We start from the raw sequence: 16,055 nt of genomic DNA, 5'->3' as shown, positions 1-16,055 counted from the left end.
GCCGGCGGTGATGACCGCACCGCCGGCGCGCATCGCGACGCGCTTGCGTCACACTTCGGCCGGCTCGCCCAGCGGCCCGGCGGCGTCGTCCGCCGTGCGCCGCGGCGAATCGGCGAGCCCCTTCGCGAGCTCCAGCGCCTGCCGCTCGAACAGCCGGCGATAGATGCCGCCGTCGATCCGGATCAGCGCGTCGTGGCTGCCTTCCTCGATCACCTTGCCGCGATCGAGCACCAGCAGCCGGTCGAGCGCGCGCACGGTCGACAGCCGGTGCGCGACCACGAGCGTCGTGCGGCCGACCATCAGCCGCTCCATTGCCTGCTGGATCAGCAGCTCGCTTTCGCTATCGAGGCTCGACGTGGCTTCGTCGAGGATCAGGATCGGCGCATCGGCGAGGAACGCGCGCGCGATCGCGACCCGCTGGCGTTCGCCGCCCGACAGCTTGATCCCGCGCTCACCGACGAGCGTGTCATAGCCGTCCGGCAGCGTGGCGATGAAGTCGTGCGCGCTGGCGAGCCGCGCGGCGCGCTCGATGTCGGCCCGGCTTGCGTCGGGACGCGCATACGCGATGTTCTCCGCGAGCGTGCGGTGGAACAGCACGGGTTCCTGCTGGACGATCGCGATCTGGCTGCGCAGCGAATCCTGCCGCACGCTCGCGATGTCCTGGCCGTCGATCGTGATGCGGCCGCCCGACACGTCGTACAGGCGCTGGATCAGCTTGATGAACGTCGTCTTGCCCGACCCCGAGTGGCCGACGAGGCCGACGCGCTCGCCCGGTGCGATCCGCATCGAGAAATCGTCGTACAGCGGCACCGGATGGTTGCCGTAGCGGAACGTCACGTGCTCGAAGCGGATCTCGCCTTGCCCGATCCGGATCGCCGGTGCGCCGGGACGATCGTCGATGCCGAGCGGCTGGCGTTCGAGCGCGACGAGTTCTTCCATGTCGTTCACCGAGCGCTGCAGGTTGCGAATGTGCATGCCGACGTCGCGCAAGTAACCCTGCAGCATGAAGAACATCGTCAGCGCGAACGCGATGTCGCCGACGCTCGCCTCGTTGTTCGCCCACAGCCGCAGCGCGACGCCGATCATCGCGGCCTGCATCGCGACGAGCATCGCGCCCTGCAACCCGCCGTTCAACGTGCCGCGCACCCAGGTGCGGCGCGTGCGTTGCCGCCATTTGCTGATCACGCGCGCGAGCCGCGCTTCCTCGCGCGTTTCCGCGCCGAACGCCTTCACGACCGCGTTGCAGCTCACGGCATCGGCGAGCGCACCGCCCATGCGCGTATCCCACAGGTTGCCGAGCCGCGCGGCCGGCGCGACGATGCCGAGCGACACCGCGACCGTCACCGTGATGTACAGCAGTGAACCCGCGCCGACGACGAGCCCCATCACGGGCCAGTGCGTGCCGAGCAGCACGGTGGCGCCGACGAGCATCGTGACCGACGGCAGCAGCGCGATCAGCACGGTGTCGTTCAGCAGGTCGAGCGCCCAGATCCCGCGCGTGATCTTGCGCACGGTCGAGCCCGCGAAGCTGTTCGCGTGCCAGTCGGTCGAGAAGCGCTGCACGCGATGGAACGACGCGGCCGCGATCTCGCTCATCATCTTCAGCGTGAGCGTGATGATGTTCAGGTAGACGCCTTGCCGCAGCACCGTCGCGCCGAGCCCGAGCGCGGCGAGCGTGCCGAACGCGACGAGGGCCGCATGCCATGCGGCGGCGCGGTCGGTCAGGCCGGTCGACAGCGCGTCGACGAGGCGGCCGGCGAACAGCGGCGTGAGCACGTCGGCGAGCGCGGCGAGCAGCGCGAGGCCCGCGACCGTGGCGGTGCGGGCCGGCTGCTTGCGCCAGTAACGGAAGGTGAAGCCGAAGACGGCCTGGAATGCCTGGCCGCCCAGATGGGTGGTTTTTCTGGTCATTTATCGTTGCCCGGCGCATCGCGCGACGGGACTTTCCGGTTCGGAGAACATCGAAAACGCAACAGCCGGGCCGCGCGGAAACCATGCGGCGAAACGAAACGGGCTGTCGGGAAACGGCGCGGCTGACGGGTTAGCGGAAAACTCGGGAGCCGGCGCGGACGGCGGGCTGGATCAGCTGTGCCGTGGGACCACGTTCGGGAAGGTTGCTGGCATTCGGAACATCTGCACCTCCCCTGAAGTGAACGGTTGAAAGGACGCCGAAAAGACGTGTAAAGATTCTATCAGCAGTGAAGGGCGCGCCGCAACGTCTGACGAATGCGGCGTTGCAGCGTCGATACGGTTAGTATTCGGGGTTTTGGCCCTTCTCTCGCGGGCCAGCCGCAGTGCGGCAGCGCAAGGGCCGGCATGCGCATCGATTACACTTCAGCGTCTGCGGCGCACGACGCCGTGGCCCTCGCAGATTCACCACGATACATTCCTGAGGAAACGATGAGCGACGTTCAGCAAGGCATCCTGACCCCGATCGATACGGCGGCCCGATACCTCACTTTCACGATTTCGAATGACGGCAATGTGGCGGCGGCGCTGGCCGCGCTGCGCGAGATCGTCGACGGACGCGACACGGTGGTCGGGTTCGGGCAAGCGCTGGCGGCGCACCTCGGGCACCCGGTGCCGGGCCTGACCGAATTCCCGGCGTTCGCGGTGAAGGACCGCACGCTGCCGGCGACGCCGGCCGACGTGTGGGTCTGGCTGCGCGGCGGCGACCGCGGCGAGATCGTGCTGCGCGCGCGGGCGATCGAACGCGCGCTGGCGCCGGCATTCGCGCTGCAGGACGCCGTCGACGGTTTCCGCTATTCGAACGATCGCGACCTGTCCGGCTACGAGGACGGCACCGAGAATCCGGAAGGCGACGACGCGGTGGCTGCGGCGATCGTGACGGGGCAGGGCGCGGGGCTCGACGGCGCGAGCTTCGTCGCGGTCCAGCAATGGCTGCACGACTTCGACCAGATGGAGCGCATTCCGTCGGGCGACATGGACAACATCATCGGGCGCCGCCGCTCGGACAACGAAGAACTCGACGACGCGCCCGAGTTTGCGCACGTGAAGCGCACCGCGCAGGAAAGTTTCGAGCCCGAAGCGTTCATGCTGCGTCGCTCGTCGCCGTGGTCGGACGCGCGTCGTGCGGGCCTCTACTTCGTGGCGTTCGGCTGCTCGTTCCGCGCGTTCGACGTGCAGATGCGCCGGATGAGCGGCGCGGAAGACGGGATCGTCGACGGCCTGTTTCGCTTCACGCGGCCGCTGACGGGCGCGTATTTCTGGTGCCCGCCGATGAAGGACGGCAAGCTCGACCTGTCCGCGCTGGGACTGTAAGCGCCTGACGGTATCGACGAACGGGGGGCCGCGCATCGTGCGCGGCCCCCGTTTCTTTTTGGCGCGGCGATCGAGCGCCGCGTGCGTTGTGTGTCAGGTCAACGTCGTGTCGATCCGCGTGCCACGCTTGATGAACTGCGTGACCGGCGTCTTCTCGCAGATTTCGGCAAGGCGCTGGCGCTGCGCTTCGTCGAGCGGGCCGTCGAGCGTCACGACGCGGCGCACGTACTGCGTGCCGTCGCGATCGGCATGCAGCTCGGTGCGCACGTCGATGCGCGTGGCCGGCCACGTCTTGCGCTGCATGTACATGCGCAGCGTCGCGGCCGTGCATTGGGCGAGGCCGGCCAGCACGAACTCGTACGGTGCGGGCCCGCGATCCTGGCCGCCTTCGCGTGGTGCTTCGTCGCCGGTCAGCACGTGCGTGCCGGCCTGCAGCTGGACGACGTAGTCGGGCGCATCGGCGTCGAGGACTGCGGCGGCATGGATGAGCGACATGGCAAGTCTCCGGTCAGCGGAAAGAGGGAAGCGGGCGCCGCGTGGCGGCGCGCAGCCGTCAGCATACCGCCCCGATCGTGACGGCGTGCGCCGCGCTGCCGTGCGGCGGCTATGCGCCGGTGACGCCGGCGCTGCTGCGCACGAGCGCGGCGATGCGTTCGCGTACCCACTGGTGCGCGCGATCGGCGTCACGCGATTCGTGCCAGTACGCGAGGAGCGGGAACGGCTTGAGCCGTAACGGTAGCGGCCGTACGTCGATCGGCAGTAGCGCGGCCATCCGCAACGCGTACGTGTGCGGCAGCGTGACCAGCAGGTTGCCGGTCGCGGCGATCTGGCATGCGGCGAAATAGTGCTGGCAGGTGAGCCGGATATCGCGGAAGCGGCCGTCGTTGCCGAGCAGCACGTCGAGCGATTGCGGCTCGCCGAGCGACGACACCGCGACATGCTGCGCCGCGAAATAGTCGCCGCGCCGCAGCGGGTCGCGCGCAAGCGGATGATCGCTGCGCAGCGCGACGACGAGCGAATCGTCGAGCAGGTGTTCGGTGGCGATGCGCGGTCCGGTCGGCACGCGGCGATCGACGGCGAGATCGAGATTGCCCGATGCGAGTTCGCGCTCGATGTCGGCCACCGCGATGCGGCGGCTCACGAGCCGCAGGCCCGGCGCTTCGTCGGCGAACGCGGCGACGATCCGCGGCAGCGCGATCGACTCGAGCACGTCGCGAATGCCGACTGCGATGCTCAGGTCGAGCGTCGCGGGATCGAATGCCGACGGCGCGCGCGCAGTGCCTTGCAGTCCTTTCAGGTGCAACTGCACGTCCGCGATGATCGAACGCGTGCGTTCGGTTGCGACGACGCGGTTGCCCTGCCGCACGAACAGCGGATCGTCGAAATGCGCGCGCAGCCGGTTGAGTGCATGCGTGACGGCCGGCTGCGTGAGATGCAGCGCGCGGGCGGCCGCGCCGATGCCGCCGTGCACGTAGACGGCGTCGAGCACGCGAAACAGGTTCAGGTCGAGACGGTGATCGGCGGGCACGGGGCGCGGGCGGCGTGGTGAATGGTGGACCGATTCTAAAGGATGCGCAGGCAACGGATACGCGGGCTTTCCTGCGTGGCGATCGGCGGCATCGGATACGAATCGATATCGTTTGCGCCGATATTCGGTTGTGCATTTATCCGGATACCCGACGCAATAAGCCGCAATGAAATGCGCGGATTGCAACGTACACAATCGCAATAATTGGCGATATCGGCCCGGGCTATTCCACACAGGGCCGCCAGCAAACCGTGACAGCCTGTAGTAATCCGCCATCATGCTGTCCACGTCGGCCATTTCGCGCCAAAGGCGCGACCCGTTCGGCTAAGATGCCGTCGCTTCATATTTCGGGATAGCCGTCCTGTCGCACGCATTCAAACCAAATATAAGCCTGACAGTTCGACGGTATTAAAAGAAGTCGAACGAGTCGGGGGCTTGGCCAGTGAATGCAGCAGATCAGAGATGGGTCGTTATCTATTTGAGTACGGGATTTTCGTTGGCCCAGGCCGCGCGTATTGGCGAGGCTTTCAACCTGGCGAATCGCCTGCACGCATACAGTGCTGACTACCAGTTGAAGTACGTGTCCGAAAGCGGGGGGCTGTTGCAGTCGTCCTCCGGCGTGAGCATCGCGGCCGATCCGCTCGGTGACGAGCACGGGCGTCGCGCGCTCGCGTTCTTTCATCTTCACGGTGACCGCGCGGCCGTCAACTGGGACGACGCATTGCAGCGTCGCCTCAGCGACATTCGCCGTCATGCGCGCTGGATCGTCGACGGGATGGACCTGCCTACGCTCGCGGCGATGCAGCGTCCATCGGCGGCGATCGAAGGGCGGCCCGGCCGGGGCGGGCGACGGGTCGCCACGACGGTCGAGCTGCAGGCCGGCGAAACCGACGTGTTCGCCGCCGTGCTCGACATGTTCCGCGTCGACCTCGGCGACGGCGCCGCGCAGGAGATCGCCAGCAACATGCTGCGGCCGGTCGAGCAACGCTATACGCAGTCGATGTGGGCCTTTCGCGAGCTGAGCGCGAGCCCGTCGATCCGGATGTCGGCGCAGCGGCTGCGCGCGCAGAGCGTGAACCGCATCTCGATCGCGAACGCCGCACAGGCCGCCGCGATGAGCGAGCGCAATTTCCTGCGGCGCTTCAAGAAGGAGATCGGCGTGACGCCGACCGAATTCGTGCAGCACGTGCGGCTCGAGCGCGCCTGCCACATGCTGGTCCACACGACGTTGCCGGCCGACAAGGTCGCGCGCCGCACCGGGTTCGGCAGCGGCGAGCGGCTCGCGAAGCTGTTTCGCCAGCGCATCCTGATGTCGCCGACCGAATTTCGCGTCACCGAGCGTGAAAGGATCCTCACCCGTGGCGCGCCGCCGGCCGATGCGCACGGGGGGGCCTGCGATGGCGCGGGGGGGCTTTGCGCCGCGTGCGCCGCCGCGCAGGGGAAAACCGGACGGATACCCGTAGAATCGTCCTGTCGCGATCTCGATTCCCGGTTTCCATGTCCCTCCTCCCCACTACCGCCACCGCCCCTTTCTGCCCGTCGGAAGTAAAGGGCAGCATCACGATCGATGCCGGTGCGCCACGCTGGCAGAAGCTCAAGCGCTTCTTCGGCCCCGGCCTGCTGGTCGCGATCGGCTACATGGATCCCGGCAACTGGGCGACCGATATCCAGGCCGGCTCGCAGTTCGGTTATTCGCTGCTGTGGGTCGTCGCGTTCTCGAGCCTCGCGGCGATCTTCCTGCAGATGCTCGCGGCGCGGCTCGGCCTCGTCGCGGGCAGGGATCTCGCGCAGGCCAGCTACGACCGCTACGGCCGGTTCGGCCGCGTCGTGCAGTGGGTGACCGCCGAAGTGTCGATCATCGCGTGCGACATCGCGGAAGTCCTCGGCTGCGCGCTCGCGTTCAAGCTGCTGCTCGGCGTGCCGCTCGCGTGGGGGATCGTGCTGACCGCGCTCGACACGGTGATCGTGCTCGGCCTGCAGGGCAAGGGGTTCCGGCAGATCGAGGCGATCGTGCTCGCGCTGATCGCGACGATGGCCTTCTGCTTCGTCGCGCAGGTCGCGATCACGCCGCCCGACTGGCACGCGGTGGTCGGCGGGCTGGTGCCGGGCGATCCGGGCCATGACCGCAAGGACGCGATCGTGCTTGCGCTCGGCATCGTCGGCGCGACGATCATGCCGCACAACCTGTACCTGCATTCGTCGGTCGTGCAGACGCGGCGCGTGGTCGGCGGTGCGCGCGGGATGATCCGCGACACGCTTGCGCTGGTGCGCATCGATACTTTCGTGTCGCTGTTCGTCGCGATGCTCGTCAACGCGGCGATCCTGGTCGTCGCGGGCGCGGCGTTCCATGCGACGGGCCAGCACAACGTGGCCGACATCGAACAGGCCTACAAGCTGATTACGCCGATCGCGGGCGGCGCGGCCGCGCTGCTGTTCGGCATCGCGCTGCTTGCGTCGGGGCAGAGTTCGACGCTGACCGGCACGATCGCCGGCCAGGTGATCATGGACGGCTTCCTGCACACGAAGATCCCCTGCTACCAGCGCCGGCTGATCACGCGCGGGCTCGCACTCGTGCCGGCGCTGATCGGCGTGCTGTGGCTCGGTGACAACTCGGTCGGGCAGCTGCTCGTGTGGAGCCAGGTGCTGCTGAGCCTGCAGCTGCCGTTCGCGATGTGGCCGCTGATCCGCTCGGTCAGTGATCGCAACACGATGGGCGAGCACGCGATCGGGCGCGGGATGCAGGTTGCCGCGTGGGCGCTGTTCGTCGTCATCACCGGCACGAACCTGCTGCTGATTACCGGTGTCGCGAGCTGATACAGGCTGTCACAGGCTGAAACAGGCGCGCTGCGCGCATGCGGTAAACTGCGGCCTTTCGATCGTCGTCCGAAGTCCGTTATGTGGAGTGAAATCAGCAACATCGGCGATGCCGCGCTGACCTTGCCGATCGCGCTGACGTGCGGGGCGTGGCTCGCGCTCACCGACTGGCGCCTCGCCGTCCGCTGGGGCGTGCTGCTCGCCGCCGGCATGGGCCTCGTCGGCGCCACGAAGATCCTGTATGCCGGGTGCGGCATCGAGCTGCCGCAATTCGGTTTTCGCGTGATCAGCGGCCATACGATGCTGTCGACGTCCGTGTGGACCGTCGCGCTGTCGATGCTGTGGCAGGCGTTCCGGCCGGGCAAGGCGCCCGGCATCGCGGCCGGGCTGGCCGTCGGCGCGGTCACGGCCGTCGCGCGCGTGTTCGATCATTCGCACACCGTTCCGGAAGTGATCGTCGGCTGGATGCTCGGCGCGCTCGTCGCGCTGGTGTTCCTGCGCGGCTACGACGGCGCGCGGCAGCGTGCCTTCTCGCCGCGCGTCGCGGCCGTCTGCCTGCTGCTCGTGTCGGGCATCGCGTACGGGCACCGTGCCCCGTTCCAGCAGATGATCGATACGCATTCGCCGCAACTCTGCGCGTTCGTGCGCGCGCCGTCGGGCGACGGATTCTGACGGTAGCCGGTCGCGGCGCCCCGGTGCCGCTTTCTTGCCACCGGCTTTCGCCCGGCGGTTGCACGATTCCACGCCGTTCATCTTCCCGATTGCTTCCTCGTCTGCACGGAACGCCGTCCTCCTTCATTCCCGGAATCGACGAACCGCCCGGTCTACGAGACTGGCGGGCGCCGCCGGCCGGTGCATGCATGCCGGGATGCGAAAGTCATGAACCAGGTCTATGACCGGGCATAACGATTATTCATTTCATCGATTGGCGGCATTCGCGTACGCTGGCTGACGTTCAACCGGGGCAGGCTGCCCGGCCGGTCCGGCGCGCGTCACGTTCATCTCGATATACTCGCGGAAACCGTGCGATGCCTCGTGATATCGAGGCGCGGTCGACCGGCCCGCGTCGGCCGGAGCAGGCACGGCACGGCCACCCCGTCGCGGCAGCGTTCCGCGATGACGATTCACGATAGGAGCAGGTCACATGACAGTCGTTTCTTCGCGCCTTGCCGGCAAGTGCGCATACATCACGGGCGCCGCGGGCGGCCTCGGCCGCGCGATCGCGCGCCGGATGGTCGAGCAGGGCGCGCGCGTGTTCGTGACCGACATCGCCGACGCGGCGGTGCTCGACGCGTTCGCGCAGGAACTCAACGCAGGCCGCGCGACGCCGGTCGCGTTCGCCGCGACGCAGGACGTGCGCGACGAGGCGCGCTGGCAGGCGCTGCTCGCGCAGGCCGTCGATGCGATGGGCGGGCTGTCGGTGCTCGTCAACAACGCGGGCGTCGGCTCGATCGGCTCGCCCGCGCAAATCGAGCTGGACGAATGGCGGCGCGTGATGGCGATCAACGTCGAGAGCATCGTGCTCGGCTGCAAGCATGCGCTGTCGTATCTGGCCGAGAGCCATCCCGCGTCGATCATCAACATCTCGTCGGTGGCCGCGTTCAAGGTCGAGCCGGATTTCACCGCGTACAACGCGTCGAAGGCGGCGGTTGCGTCGCTGACGAAGTCGGTCGCGATCGACTGCGCGCGCCGGGAGATCGACGTGCGCTGCAACTCGATTCACCCGGCGTTCATCCGCACGGGGATCGTCGAGCCGCTGTTCCAGTCGCTCGGCGAACGCGATGCGACGCGCAAGCTCGCGCGCGGCATTCCGCTGCGCCGGCTCGGCGAGCCGGATGACGTCGCGCACGCGGCCGTGTATCTCGCGTCCGACGAGAGCCGCTTCGTGACGGCCGCCGAACTCGTGATCGACGGCGGCATGTGCGCGGTCTGACGCGCATCCCGAACTACAACGACCGGAGGAGAACATCGTGTCCACACCCGTGAACCGCCAACTGCTGCTGAAGACGCGCCCGGAAGGGCGGGTCGGCCGCGAACACTTTTCGCTCGTCGAGACGCCGGTGCCGGCGCTCGCGGACGGCGAGGTGCTCGTGCGCGTGTTGTACCTGTCGATGGACCCGACCAACCGCGTGTGGATGAGCGACGTGCCGCAGTACCTGCCGCCCGTCGCGATCGGCGAGGTGATGCGCGCGCTCGGCATCGGGCGCGTGGTGGCGTCGCGCCATGCGGGGTTCGCGGAAGGCGATCTCGTGCAGGGGCTCGTCGGCTGGCAGGACTACGCGGTCGTGCCGGCCGACCAGGCCGCGCAACTCGTGAAGCTGCCCTCGGAGTCGGGCCTGCCGCTGCCGACGCTGCTCGGCGCGTGCGGGATGAGCGGGCTGACCGCGTACTACGGGCTGACCGACATCGCGCCGGTGCAGCCGGGTGAAACGCTCGTGGTATCGGCGGCGGCCGGCTCGGTCGGCTCGATCGCCGGGCAGATCGGCAAGATCCACGGCGCGCGCGTGGTCGGCATCGCGGGCGGTGCGGACAAGTGCCGCTACCTGACCGAGACGCTCGGCTTCGACGCGGCCGTCGACTACAAGGCCGACGATTTCCGTCAGCAACTGAAGGCGGCGACGCCGGACGGCGTGCACGTGAACTTCGAGAACGTCGGCGGCGAGGTGATGCGCGCGGTGCTGTCGCGCATGGTGATCGGCGGGCGCGTTGCGCTGTGCGGCGTGATCTCGAACTACAACAGCGGGCGCGCGGCGGACGACGTCGGCGTGCTGATCTCGAAGCGGCTGACGATGCGCGGCTTCCTGATCCTCGACTATCGCAAGAGCCGCGAGGCCGTGCAGACGCTCGCGGGCTGGCTGCGCGACGGCCGGCTCAAGGCCGAGGAGACGGTTGCAGACGGTCTCGAGAATGCGCCCGACGTGCTGAATCGCCTGTTCGACGGCGACCATCGCGGCAAGCTCGTGCTGCGCGTCGATCCGGACGCGTGACCGGCCCGCGGCATGCCGTGCGATGCCGGTCGTACGCTGCCGCGAGCGGCGCGAACGCGGTGCGTTCGAACGACCGGGCTTTAGTTTCGGACTTGTCCCATATATTGTCCGGGCGTCTCTCCCTAAAGTGATTGCCAGCAGACAGGCGGTGTGACCGACGCGTCACGCCGCTTTTTTTCTGGTCACGTCAGGGGAGAAGGAACATGCGAAACGACGCGAAGCGGGCGGCATTGGTGGCGATGCGCAATCGAACGGTGCGGTGTGCCGGTGCCGTGTGGAAGATCGCAATAGGGCTTGGCGTGGCGTTCGCGATGTCGAATGCGATGGCTGCCACGCACGCTGCGTCAGGCGGTGACGTGCGCTTCACGGGTGCGCTCGTCGATCTCTACGACGTGACGCTCGACGCACGATCGAGCCTAGTCGTCGAACGAAGAGAGATGGCGCACGGCGGGGCGGCGGCAACGCTGCGGTTCGATACGCATGGCCGCCGTTTGCCGGGCGCCCATGTGGCGCTGGTCGGGCCTGACGGTGCGCCGTTCGCGCCGGATGTCGCCTCGCGCGTGCGTGCAACGTGGCGCGATGCGCACGACGATCGAAGCGTGCCGCTGGTGTCGGGCCGTACGTATCGCGTCGGGCCGTATGGCGGCGTGATGATGCTGGCGGCGGATGAAGAAACGGGCGCCGTGGCGCCCGTTTTGATTCGCATTCGTCACCCGTGACCGCAAAGGTCCGCAGGTGCGTGGCACGCGGCCACGCGCAGTGTCATTCGCCCTGTTCGGAGCGTGCGTAGATGTCCCAGCTCGCCATGAACAGCGCGGCGACGAGCGGCCCGATCACGAAGCCGGTGATGCCGAACAGCGCCATCCCGCCGAGCGTCGAGATCAGCACGACCCAGTCGGGCATCTTCGTGTCCTTGCCGACGAGGATCGGGCGCAGCAGGTTGTCGACGAGACCGATCACGCCCACGCAGAACGCGACGAGGATCACGCATTTCCACACCGCGCCGATCATCAGCAAGTAGAGCGCGGCCGGCACCCAGACGAGGCTCGCGCCGATCGCGGGCAGCAGCGACAGGAACGCCATCAGCGCGCCCCACAGCACGACGCCCTCGATCCCGAGGATCCAGAAGATCAGGCCGCCGAGCGCACCCTGCACGAGCGCGACCGCGATGTTGCCCTTCACGGTCGCGCGCACGACCGTCGTGAATTTCGCCAGCAGCAGGTTCTTGTGCTCGTCGTCGAGGGGCAGCGCGCGGCGCACGCGGCGGCCGATTTCGCCGCCGTCGCGCAGCAGGAAGAACACCATGTACAGCATCACGCCGAAGCTCACGACGAACTGGAACGTGTTCTGGCCGATGCTGAGTGCCTGCGCTGCCGCGAGCTGGCTGATCTGCGCGGCGCCATCGGTCAGTTTCTTCTGGATGCCCGGGAGGTTGCTCAGCCCGTATTTCTGCAGCAGGTGCTGGATCGAAGACGGCAGCGCGTGGATGATGTCCTGGAAGTATTGCGAATAGTTCGGCTGTGCGGTCTTGATTTCCTGGTACACGTACGCGATTTCCTGCACGAGCGTCGCGGCGACGAACACGAGCGGCAGGATCACGATCAGGACGATCAGCGACAGCGTCACGAGCGCGGCCAGGTTGCGCCGCTTGCCGAAGCGCGCGGCGAGCCAGCGTTGCACGGGCTGGAACAGGATCGCGAGAATGGTGCCCCAGAACACGGCTCCGGAAAACGGCGCGAGGATCCAGCAGAGTCCGACGGTGACCGCGGCCAGCAGGAAATAGAAGAATTTTTGGTGGTCGTGTCCGCTTTCCATGGATGACATTCGCGCAGATTGATGCGTGGTTTGATTGAATCTCGTTGCTCCGCGCACGATCGGTTCGCGATCGTCACGGGTTCGCGGCGAAATGCGCCGCGGAGCGGCCCGAAGCGGAGTATGCCCGCAAAGGTGCCGCCATCATAGCCGCTGCGCGCGGCACATGCGAAAACGCCGCGGCCGGGGCCGCGGCGCTGCCGGGAAGCAAACGCGGCGCAACGCCGCGTGCCGCATCGTCAGATATCGAGCTTCGTGACCTTGGTGCCGTTCACCGACAGGTCACCCATCAGGCCCGCGTTGGTCAGGACCAGCACCTCGACCGGTGCGGTGGCCGTGGTCGTATCGACCGCGCCGTTCGCGCCGACCTTCACGACCGCGACCGATGCGTCGGCGCCCGCGGCCCAGCCTTCGGACTTGCGGAACGAGTCGAGCGCATCCTGCGTCATGAACAGGAACACGATCGCCTTCGACTGCGCGCCGGCCTGCAGGCCGACCGACAGCGACGACGTGTTGTAGTAGCCGACCGTGCTGCCGCCGACGCGCAGCGCGCCGTTGCCGGACTGGCCGCCGACGATGAAGCCGGCCTGCAGCACGTTCGGGAACACGAGCACGCCACGCGATTTCGCGACGAGTTCACGCGAACCCGGTACCGTCGAATAGAGGCGCGACAGCGTTGCGTTCACGCTGGCGTCGATCGACTGGCGCTTCGACGCGCTGGTCGCCGCGTTTTCGGGTTTGTCGGGCGTGGTCGTGCAGCCGGCGAGCGCGAGGCTGCCGAGCAGGACGGCGGCGGCGGCTTTCATGGCAAAGGTTTTTTGCATGGCGTTTCTCCTTCGTTGTCTGATTGAGGACGGTCGGGGCGGGCAGCGGGGCGGCCGGCTCCGTTCAACGGCGGGCAAGGAGCAGGCCCGCAACGAACGCGAGACCGGCGACGACGCCGGCGGTTTGCCACGGGTTGTCGTGCACGGCCTGCGACACGCGTTCAGCCGAATCGCGCAGCCGGGCGGCTGCGCTGCCCGACGCATGGTCGAGCGCGCTGCGCGCTTCATCGAGCCTGGATTGCACGCGCTTGCGCAGCGCGGCGATATCGCCGTCGCCATCGTTTTTCAGCAGGTCTTCCAGTTCGTCGACCAGCCCGCGCAGATCGTCGGTGACGTCGGCATGCAGGTCGCGGGCGGCCGAGCGCGTCGTGCGTCCCACGCGCCGGCCCGTGCGACGAATGTCGGACAGGCCGCGGTCCAGCTTGTGTTCGATCGAGTCGGTGAGCGCCATGGTGTTGATCCTCCTTCGATTCAAGGCCAATTTGAAGATAAGACGAATCCCAGCAACTTGTGTGATTCACTTGGCCCGATTTTGTTTCGAGACAAATTTTCAATTCGTCGGCAGGATTGCCGCGAAGCCCCGCCGCACGGGGCGGCACGGCGGTTGAAAAAAATTCGCATTCCGGGCGAAGCGGCGTATCGGGCTGCGGTACGCGGTGAAGGCACGGTAAATATGGCGTCGCCAGGGCTATCAGGTAAATAGTGCCGTTGCAGGCCTTGAGCTGATGCAAATGCACTAGTCGACGCGTTGTGGACGAGCACGGTTCGTGCCCGGGGCCGCCAACGTGCCGCCGTCGTCAAGCGCGACGTCGATCACGACGGGATCGTGGTCCGATGAACGGTACGCGTCGGGTGCGTAATAAGACGACCGTTGCGAGGACGTTTTGTAATCGGGCACGGGTTGCAGCGCGACCGGTTCGTCGGCGTTGATGTGCCAGACGTGCACGGCCTTCACGCGCGCGGCGAGCGCTGACGTGGCGAGCGCGTGGTCGAGGCTGCCCGCTTCGCCGCGAAATACGTAGCTGTACGCAGTATCGCCGACGAAGCGGGCCACCAGGTTCGCGTAGCCGCGCGATTCGAGCATGCGCACCGGATCTTCCTTCGCGTAGCTGTTCAGGTCGCCGATCAGCAGTACGCCGTCGGCTGCGGTACCTGTCGGCGACGTGGCGAGCCAGTCGGAGACGCGTGCGGCCGCTCGCGTGCGCGCTGCGTTCCAGCAGCCCTGGCCGTCCGACTGGTCGCGATCGGCGCCGGTCGCGTTCGGGCAGTTCTTCGATTTCAGGTGATTGACCGCGACCGTGAACGCGCGCGTGCCGCCGATGCGCCGGAATGTCTGCGCGAGCGGCGGGCGGTGCCGGCCGCCGAGTGAGACGGTCGCCGCACGCCCGGCCGGCTCGACCGTGCGGCTGTCGTACAGCAGTGCGACCGCAATCGCATCGCGGCCGAGCCGCGCGGTGCCGGGATCGACCGCGCGCCAGCCGTCGCCAAGCTGCCCTGCGAGACGCTGCACGGCGCTCGCGTCGCCGTGGCCGTTGTTCGCGATTTCCATCAGCCCGATCACGTCGGCACGCAGCGCGCGCAACGCCGCGACGATCTTCGCTTCCTGTCGCGCGAACCCGGCGGGCGTTTTCGCGCCGCGGTTGGCCGGGGCATCGAATCCACTGCCATGCCCGTCGCCGTTGAAATAGTTGAAGACGTTGAACGACACGATGCGCACATCGGCGTCGGGATGCCGGGCCGGCGCATCGGTACGCGGGTTCGCGGCGGCATCGAACACCGGCGCCGCGCCGGCAACCGGTTGCAGCCGCCATGCGCCGTGGCGCAGTTCGAGCACGCCTTCGACGCGGCGCACCGTATAGCCCGCGCGCAGTGTGTTGGCGGCGCTCAGCGCGGGCGGCGGATAGCGCACGGTCGCGGGATCGCGGCGGCTCGAGCCGTCGTCGAGCACGATGCGGTTGTGTGCGTTGGCTGCTGCGAGCGCGGCGGCCTCGGCCGGCGGGGCGACGTGGGTCGGAATGCGCAGCCGGCCGTTGCTGAGGACGACACTGCCGTAGCGGCCGAGTTCGTGGGTATCGCTGACCGTCAGCGTTTGTGGCAGGCGCACCCGCATCCCTTCATGTGCGGCCAGCACGGATAGCGTGGCGACCGGCAGCGTGAGCGTTGCCGGTGTGACAGCCTGCCCGCGTGCGCAGACGGTCACGCCGCCCGACAGCGTGAATTGCGTCCGGCCGTATCGCTCGTCGACGCGGCCCGTGAGATGGACGAGATCGCCGGCCTTCGGGCGTGCGTTCGGCGCGTACACGAACACGCCTTCCGGGACGCCCGGCCGGTGCAGCCGCTGCGCGTCGGCCTGCTGAACGAAGAAGCCGCCGAGGCCGTCGGCGCCGCCGAACGCCGCGGTGACGACCGCTTCGATCGAGGTCGTTTGCCCGGCCAGCGGCGACGGGCCGCCGTCGCCGCGGAGCTCGGCAATCGGCGTGGTTGCGCCGCCGCAGCCGGCGCTGACCGGCGGCGCGGCCGTGGCCGGCCGGGCGAAGAGGGCGGCGGGTGCGAAGACGGTGGCGAGGGCGATGAACGGTGCAACGGCAAGCGGCGGAAGCAGGCGTGACATGGGGCGGTCCACAGGAAGAAAATCCGACGGTTCGGGCAGGCATCTTGACGGCAAAATGTCAGGAAGCGGCCGAATTGGCCGTCCGGCCAGTGCCGATTGGCCGACGATGCAAGCCGCACGGCGGCTGCTACGCTTTTGCATCGGTCGGCGCATCCCGATCGCGCAGCGAACGCTGCCGCGCCCCGTTCCCACAGGAG

General features: G+C 67.9%; 14 protein-coding genes. 7 read left to right on the top strand and 7 right to left on the bottom strand.

The genetic code is table 11. The features are described from left to right. Positions 1-48: 48 nt before the first annotated feature. Positions 49-1,911: an ABC transporter ATP-binding protein gene (locus BCO18175_RS01295; RefSeq protein WP_174979026.1), complete on the bottom strand. Its 1,863-nt coding sequence runs from the start codon at positions 1,909-1,911 to the stop codon at positions 49-51. A gap of 489 nt (positions 1,912-2,400) precedes the next feature. Here BCO18175_RS01295 and BCO18175_RS01290 point away from each other — a divergent pair, with 489 nt between their 5' ends. Then, positions 2,401-3,282: a Dyp-type peroxidase gene (locus BCO18175_RS01290; RefSeq protein ID WP_174917642.1), complete on the top strand. Its 882-nt coding sequence runs from the start codon at positions 2,401-2,403 to the stop codon at positions 3,280-3,282. A 93-nt stretch (positions 3,283-3,375) separates the two neighbouring features. Here BCO18175_RS01290 and BCO18175_RS01285 read toward each other — a convergent pair whose 3' ends face one another. Both BCO18175_RS01285 and BCO18175_RS01280 read right to left on the bottom strand, forming a co-directional pair. After that, complete coding sequence (locus BCO18175_RS01285) at positions 3,376-3,777, bottom strand: OsmC family protein (protein ID WP_174979025.1); 402 nt, start codon at positions 3,775-3,777, stop codon at positions 3,376-3,378. A 109-nt stretch (positions 3,778-3,886) separates the two neighbouring features. Beyond that, positions 3,887-4,810 carry a LysR family transcriptional regulator gene (locus tag BCO18175_RS01280; RefSeq protein WP_174979024.1) on the bottom strand — a complete coding sequence of 308 codons (924 nt, stop codon included), beginning with the start codon at positions 4,808-4,810 and terminating at the stop codon, positions 3,887-3,889. A gap of 496 nt (positions 4,811-5,306) precedes the next feature. Here BCO18175_RS01280 and BCO18175_RS01275 point away from each other — a divergent pair, with 496 nt between their 5' ends. The 6 genes from BCO18175_RS01275 to BCO18175_RS01250 all read left to right on the top strand — a co-directional run bounded on the left by BCO18175_RS01275 (position 5,307) and on the right by BCO18175_RS01250 (position 11,330). Next, positions 5,307-6,359, top strand: coding sequence for a helix-turn-helix domain-containing protein (locus tag BCO18175_RS01275; protein WP_174917645.1), 1,053 nt, complete (start codon positions 5,307-5,309; stop codon positions 6,357-6,359). Next, positions 6,308-7,624: an Nramp family divalent metal transporter gene (locus BCO18175_RS01270; protein WP_174979023.1), complete on the top strand. Its 1,317-nt coding sequence runs from the start codon at positions 6,308-6,310 to the stop codon at positions 7,622-7,624. The genes BCO18175_RS01275 and BCO18175_RS01270 overlap by 52 nt, the downstream gene beginning before the upstream one ends. A gap of 81 nt (positions 7,625-7,705) precedes the next feature. Further along, a complete protein-coding gene (locus tag BCO18175_RS01265; RefSeq protein WP_174979022.1) occupies positions 7,706-8,296 on the top strand; it encodes a phosphatase PAP2 family protein in 591 nt (196 codons plus the stop codon). Positions 8,297-8,768: 472 nt separating this feature from the next. Beyond that, on the top strand, positions 8,769-9,557 hold the full coding sequence (locus tag BCO18175_RS01260) for an SDR family oxidoreductase (protein ID WP_174979021.1): 789 nt from the start codon (positions 8,769-8,771) through the stop codon (positions 9,555-9,557). A 37-nt stretch (positions 9,558-9,594) separates the two neighbouring features. Then, positions 9,595-10,611: an NADP-dependent oxidoreductase gene (locus BCO18175_RS01255; RefSeq protein ID WP_174979020.1), complete on the top strand. Its 1,017-nt coding sequence runs from the start codon at positions 9,595-9,597 to the stop codon at positions 10,609-10,611. Between the two features lie 203 nt (positions 10,612-10,814). Beyond that, positions 10,815-11,330, top strand: coding sequence for a thioesterase (locus BCO18175_RS01250; protein WP_174979019.1), 516 nt, complete (start codon positions 10,815-10,817; stop codon positions 11,328-11,330). A gap of 43 nt (positions 11,331-11,373) precedes the next feature. Here BCO18175_RS01250 and BCO18175_RS01245 read toward each other — a convergent pair whose 3' ends face one another. The 4 genes from BCO18175_RS01245 to BCO18175_RS01230 all read right to left on the bottom strand — a co-directional run bounded on the left by BCO18175_RS01245 (position 11,374) and on the right by BCO18175_RS01230 (position 15,858). After that, a complete protein-coding gene (locus tag BCO18175_RS01245; protein ID WP_174979018.1) occupies positions 11,374-12,426 on the bottom strand; it encodes an AI-2E family transporter in 1,053 nt (350 codons plus the stop codon). Between the two features lie 236 nt (positions 12,427-12,662). After that, complete coding sequence (locus BCO18175_RS01240) at positions 12,663-13,247, bottom strand: BPSL1445 family SYLF domain-containing lipoprotein (protein WP_174979017.1); 585 nt, start codon at positions 13,245-13,247, stop codon at positions 12,663-12,665. A gap of 64 nt (positions 13,248-13,311) precedes the next feature. After that, entirely contained in the window at positions 13,312-13,698 is a 387-nt protein-coding gene (locus BCO18175_RS01235; protein WP_069750125.1) for a DUF883 family protein, read from the bottom strand. Positions 13,699-13,983: 285 nt separating this feature from the next. Then, positions 13,984-15,858 (bottom strand): ExeM/NucH family extracellular endonuclease, encoded by a 1,875-nt coding sequence (locus BCO18175_RS01230; RefSeq protein ID WP_174979016.1) that lies wholly within the window; start codon positions 15,856-15,858, stop codon positions 13,984-13,986. Positions 15,859-16,055: the final 197 nt, after the last annotated feature.

The sequence above is a fragment of the Burkholderia lata genome, assembly GCF_902499335.1.
Lineage (GTDB): Bacteria > Pseudomonadota > Gammaproteobacteria > Burkholderiales > Burkholderiaceae > Burkholderia > Burkholderia lata_B.
Note: the sequence above shows the minus strand (reverse complement) of the source record. Positions and strands in the feature narration are given on the sequence as shown.

Coding starts and splice junctions, on each gene's coding strand:
- BCO18175_RS01295 (WP_174979026.1), bottom strand. CDS start 1,911: ATGACCAGAAAAACCACCCATCTGGGCGGCCAGGCATTCCAGGCCGTC.
- BCO18175_RS01235 (WP_069750125.1), bottom strand. CDS start 13,698: ATGGCGCTCACCGACTCGATCGAACACAAGCTGGACCGCGGCCTGTCC.
- BCO18175_RS01250 (WP_174979019.1), top strand. CDS start 10,815: ATGCGAAACGACGCGAAGCGGGCGGCATTGGTGGCGATGCGCAATCGA.
- BCO18175_RS01240 (WP_174979017.1), bottom strand. CDS start 13,247: ATGCAAAAAACCTTTGCCATGAAAGCCGCCGCCGCCGTCCTGCTCGGC.
- BCO18175_RS01245 (WP_174979018.1), bottom strand. CDS start 12,426: ATGGAAAGCGGACACGACCACCAAAAATTCTTCTATTTCCTGCTGGCC.
- BCO18175_RS01230 (WP_174979016.1), bottom strand. CDS start 15,858: ATGTCACGCCTGCTTCCGCCGCTTGCCGTTGCACCGTTCATCGCCCTC.
- BCO18175_RS01260 (WP_174979021.1), top strand. CDS start 8,769: ATGACAGTCGTTTCTTCGCGCCTTGCCGGCAAGTGCGCATACATCACG.
- BCO18175_RS01270 (WP_174979023.1), top strand. CDS start 6,308: ATGTCCCTCCTCCCCACTACCGCCACCGCCCCTTTCTGCCCGTCGGAA.
- BCO18175_RS01265 (WP_174979022.1), top strand. CDS start 7,706: ATGTGGAGTGAAATCAGCAACATCGGCGATGCCGCGCTGACCTTGCCG.
- BCO18175_RS01285 (WP_174979025.1), bottom strand. CDS start 3,777: ATGTCGCTCATCCATGCCGCCGCAGTCCTCGACGCCGATGCGCCCGAC.
- BCO18175_RS01290 (WP_174917642.1), top strand. CDS start 2,401: ATGAGCGACGTTCAGCAAGGCATCCTGACCCCGATCGATACGGCGGCC.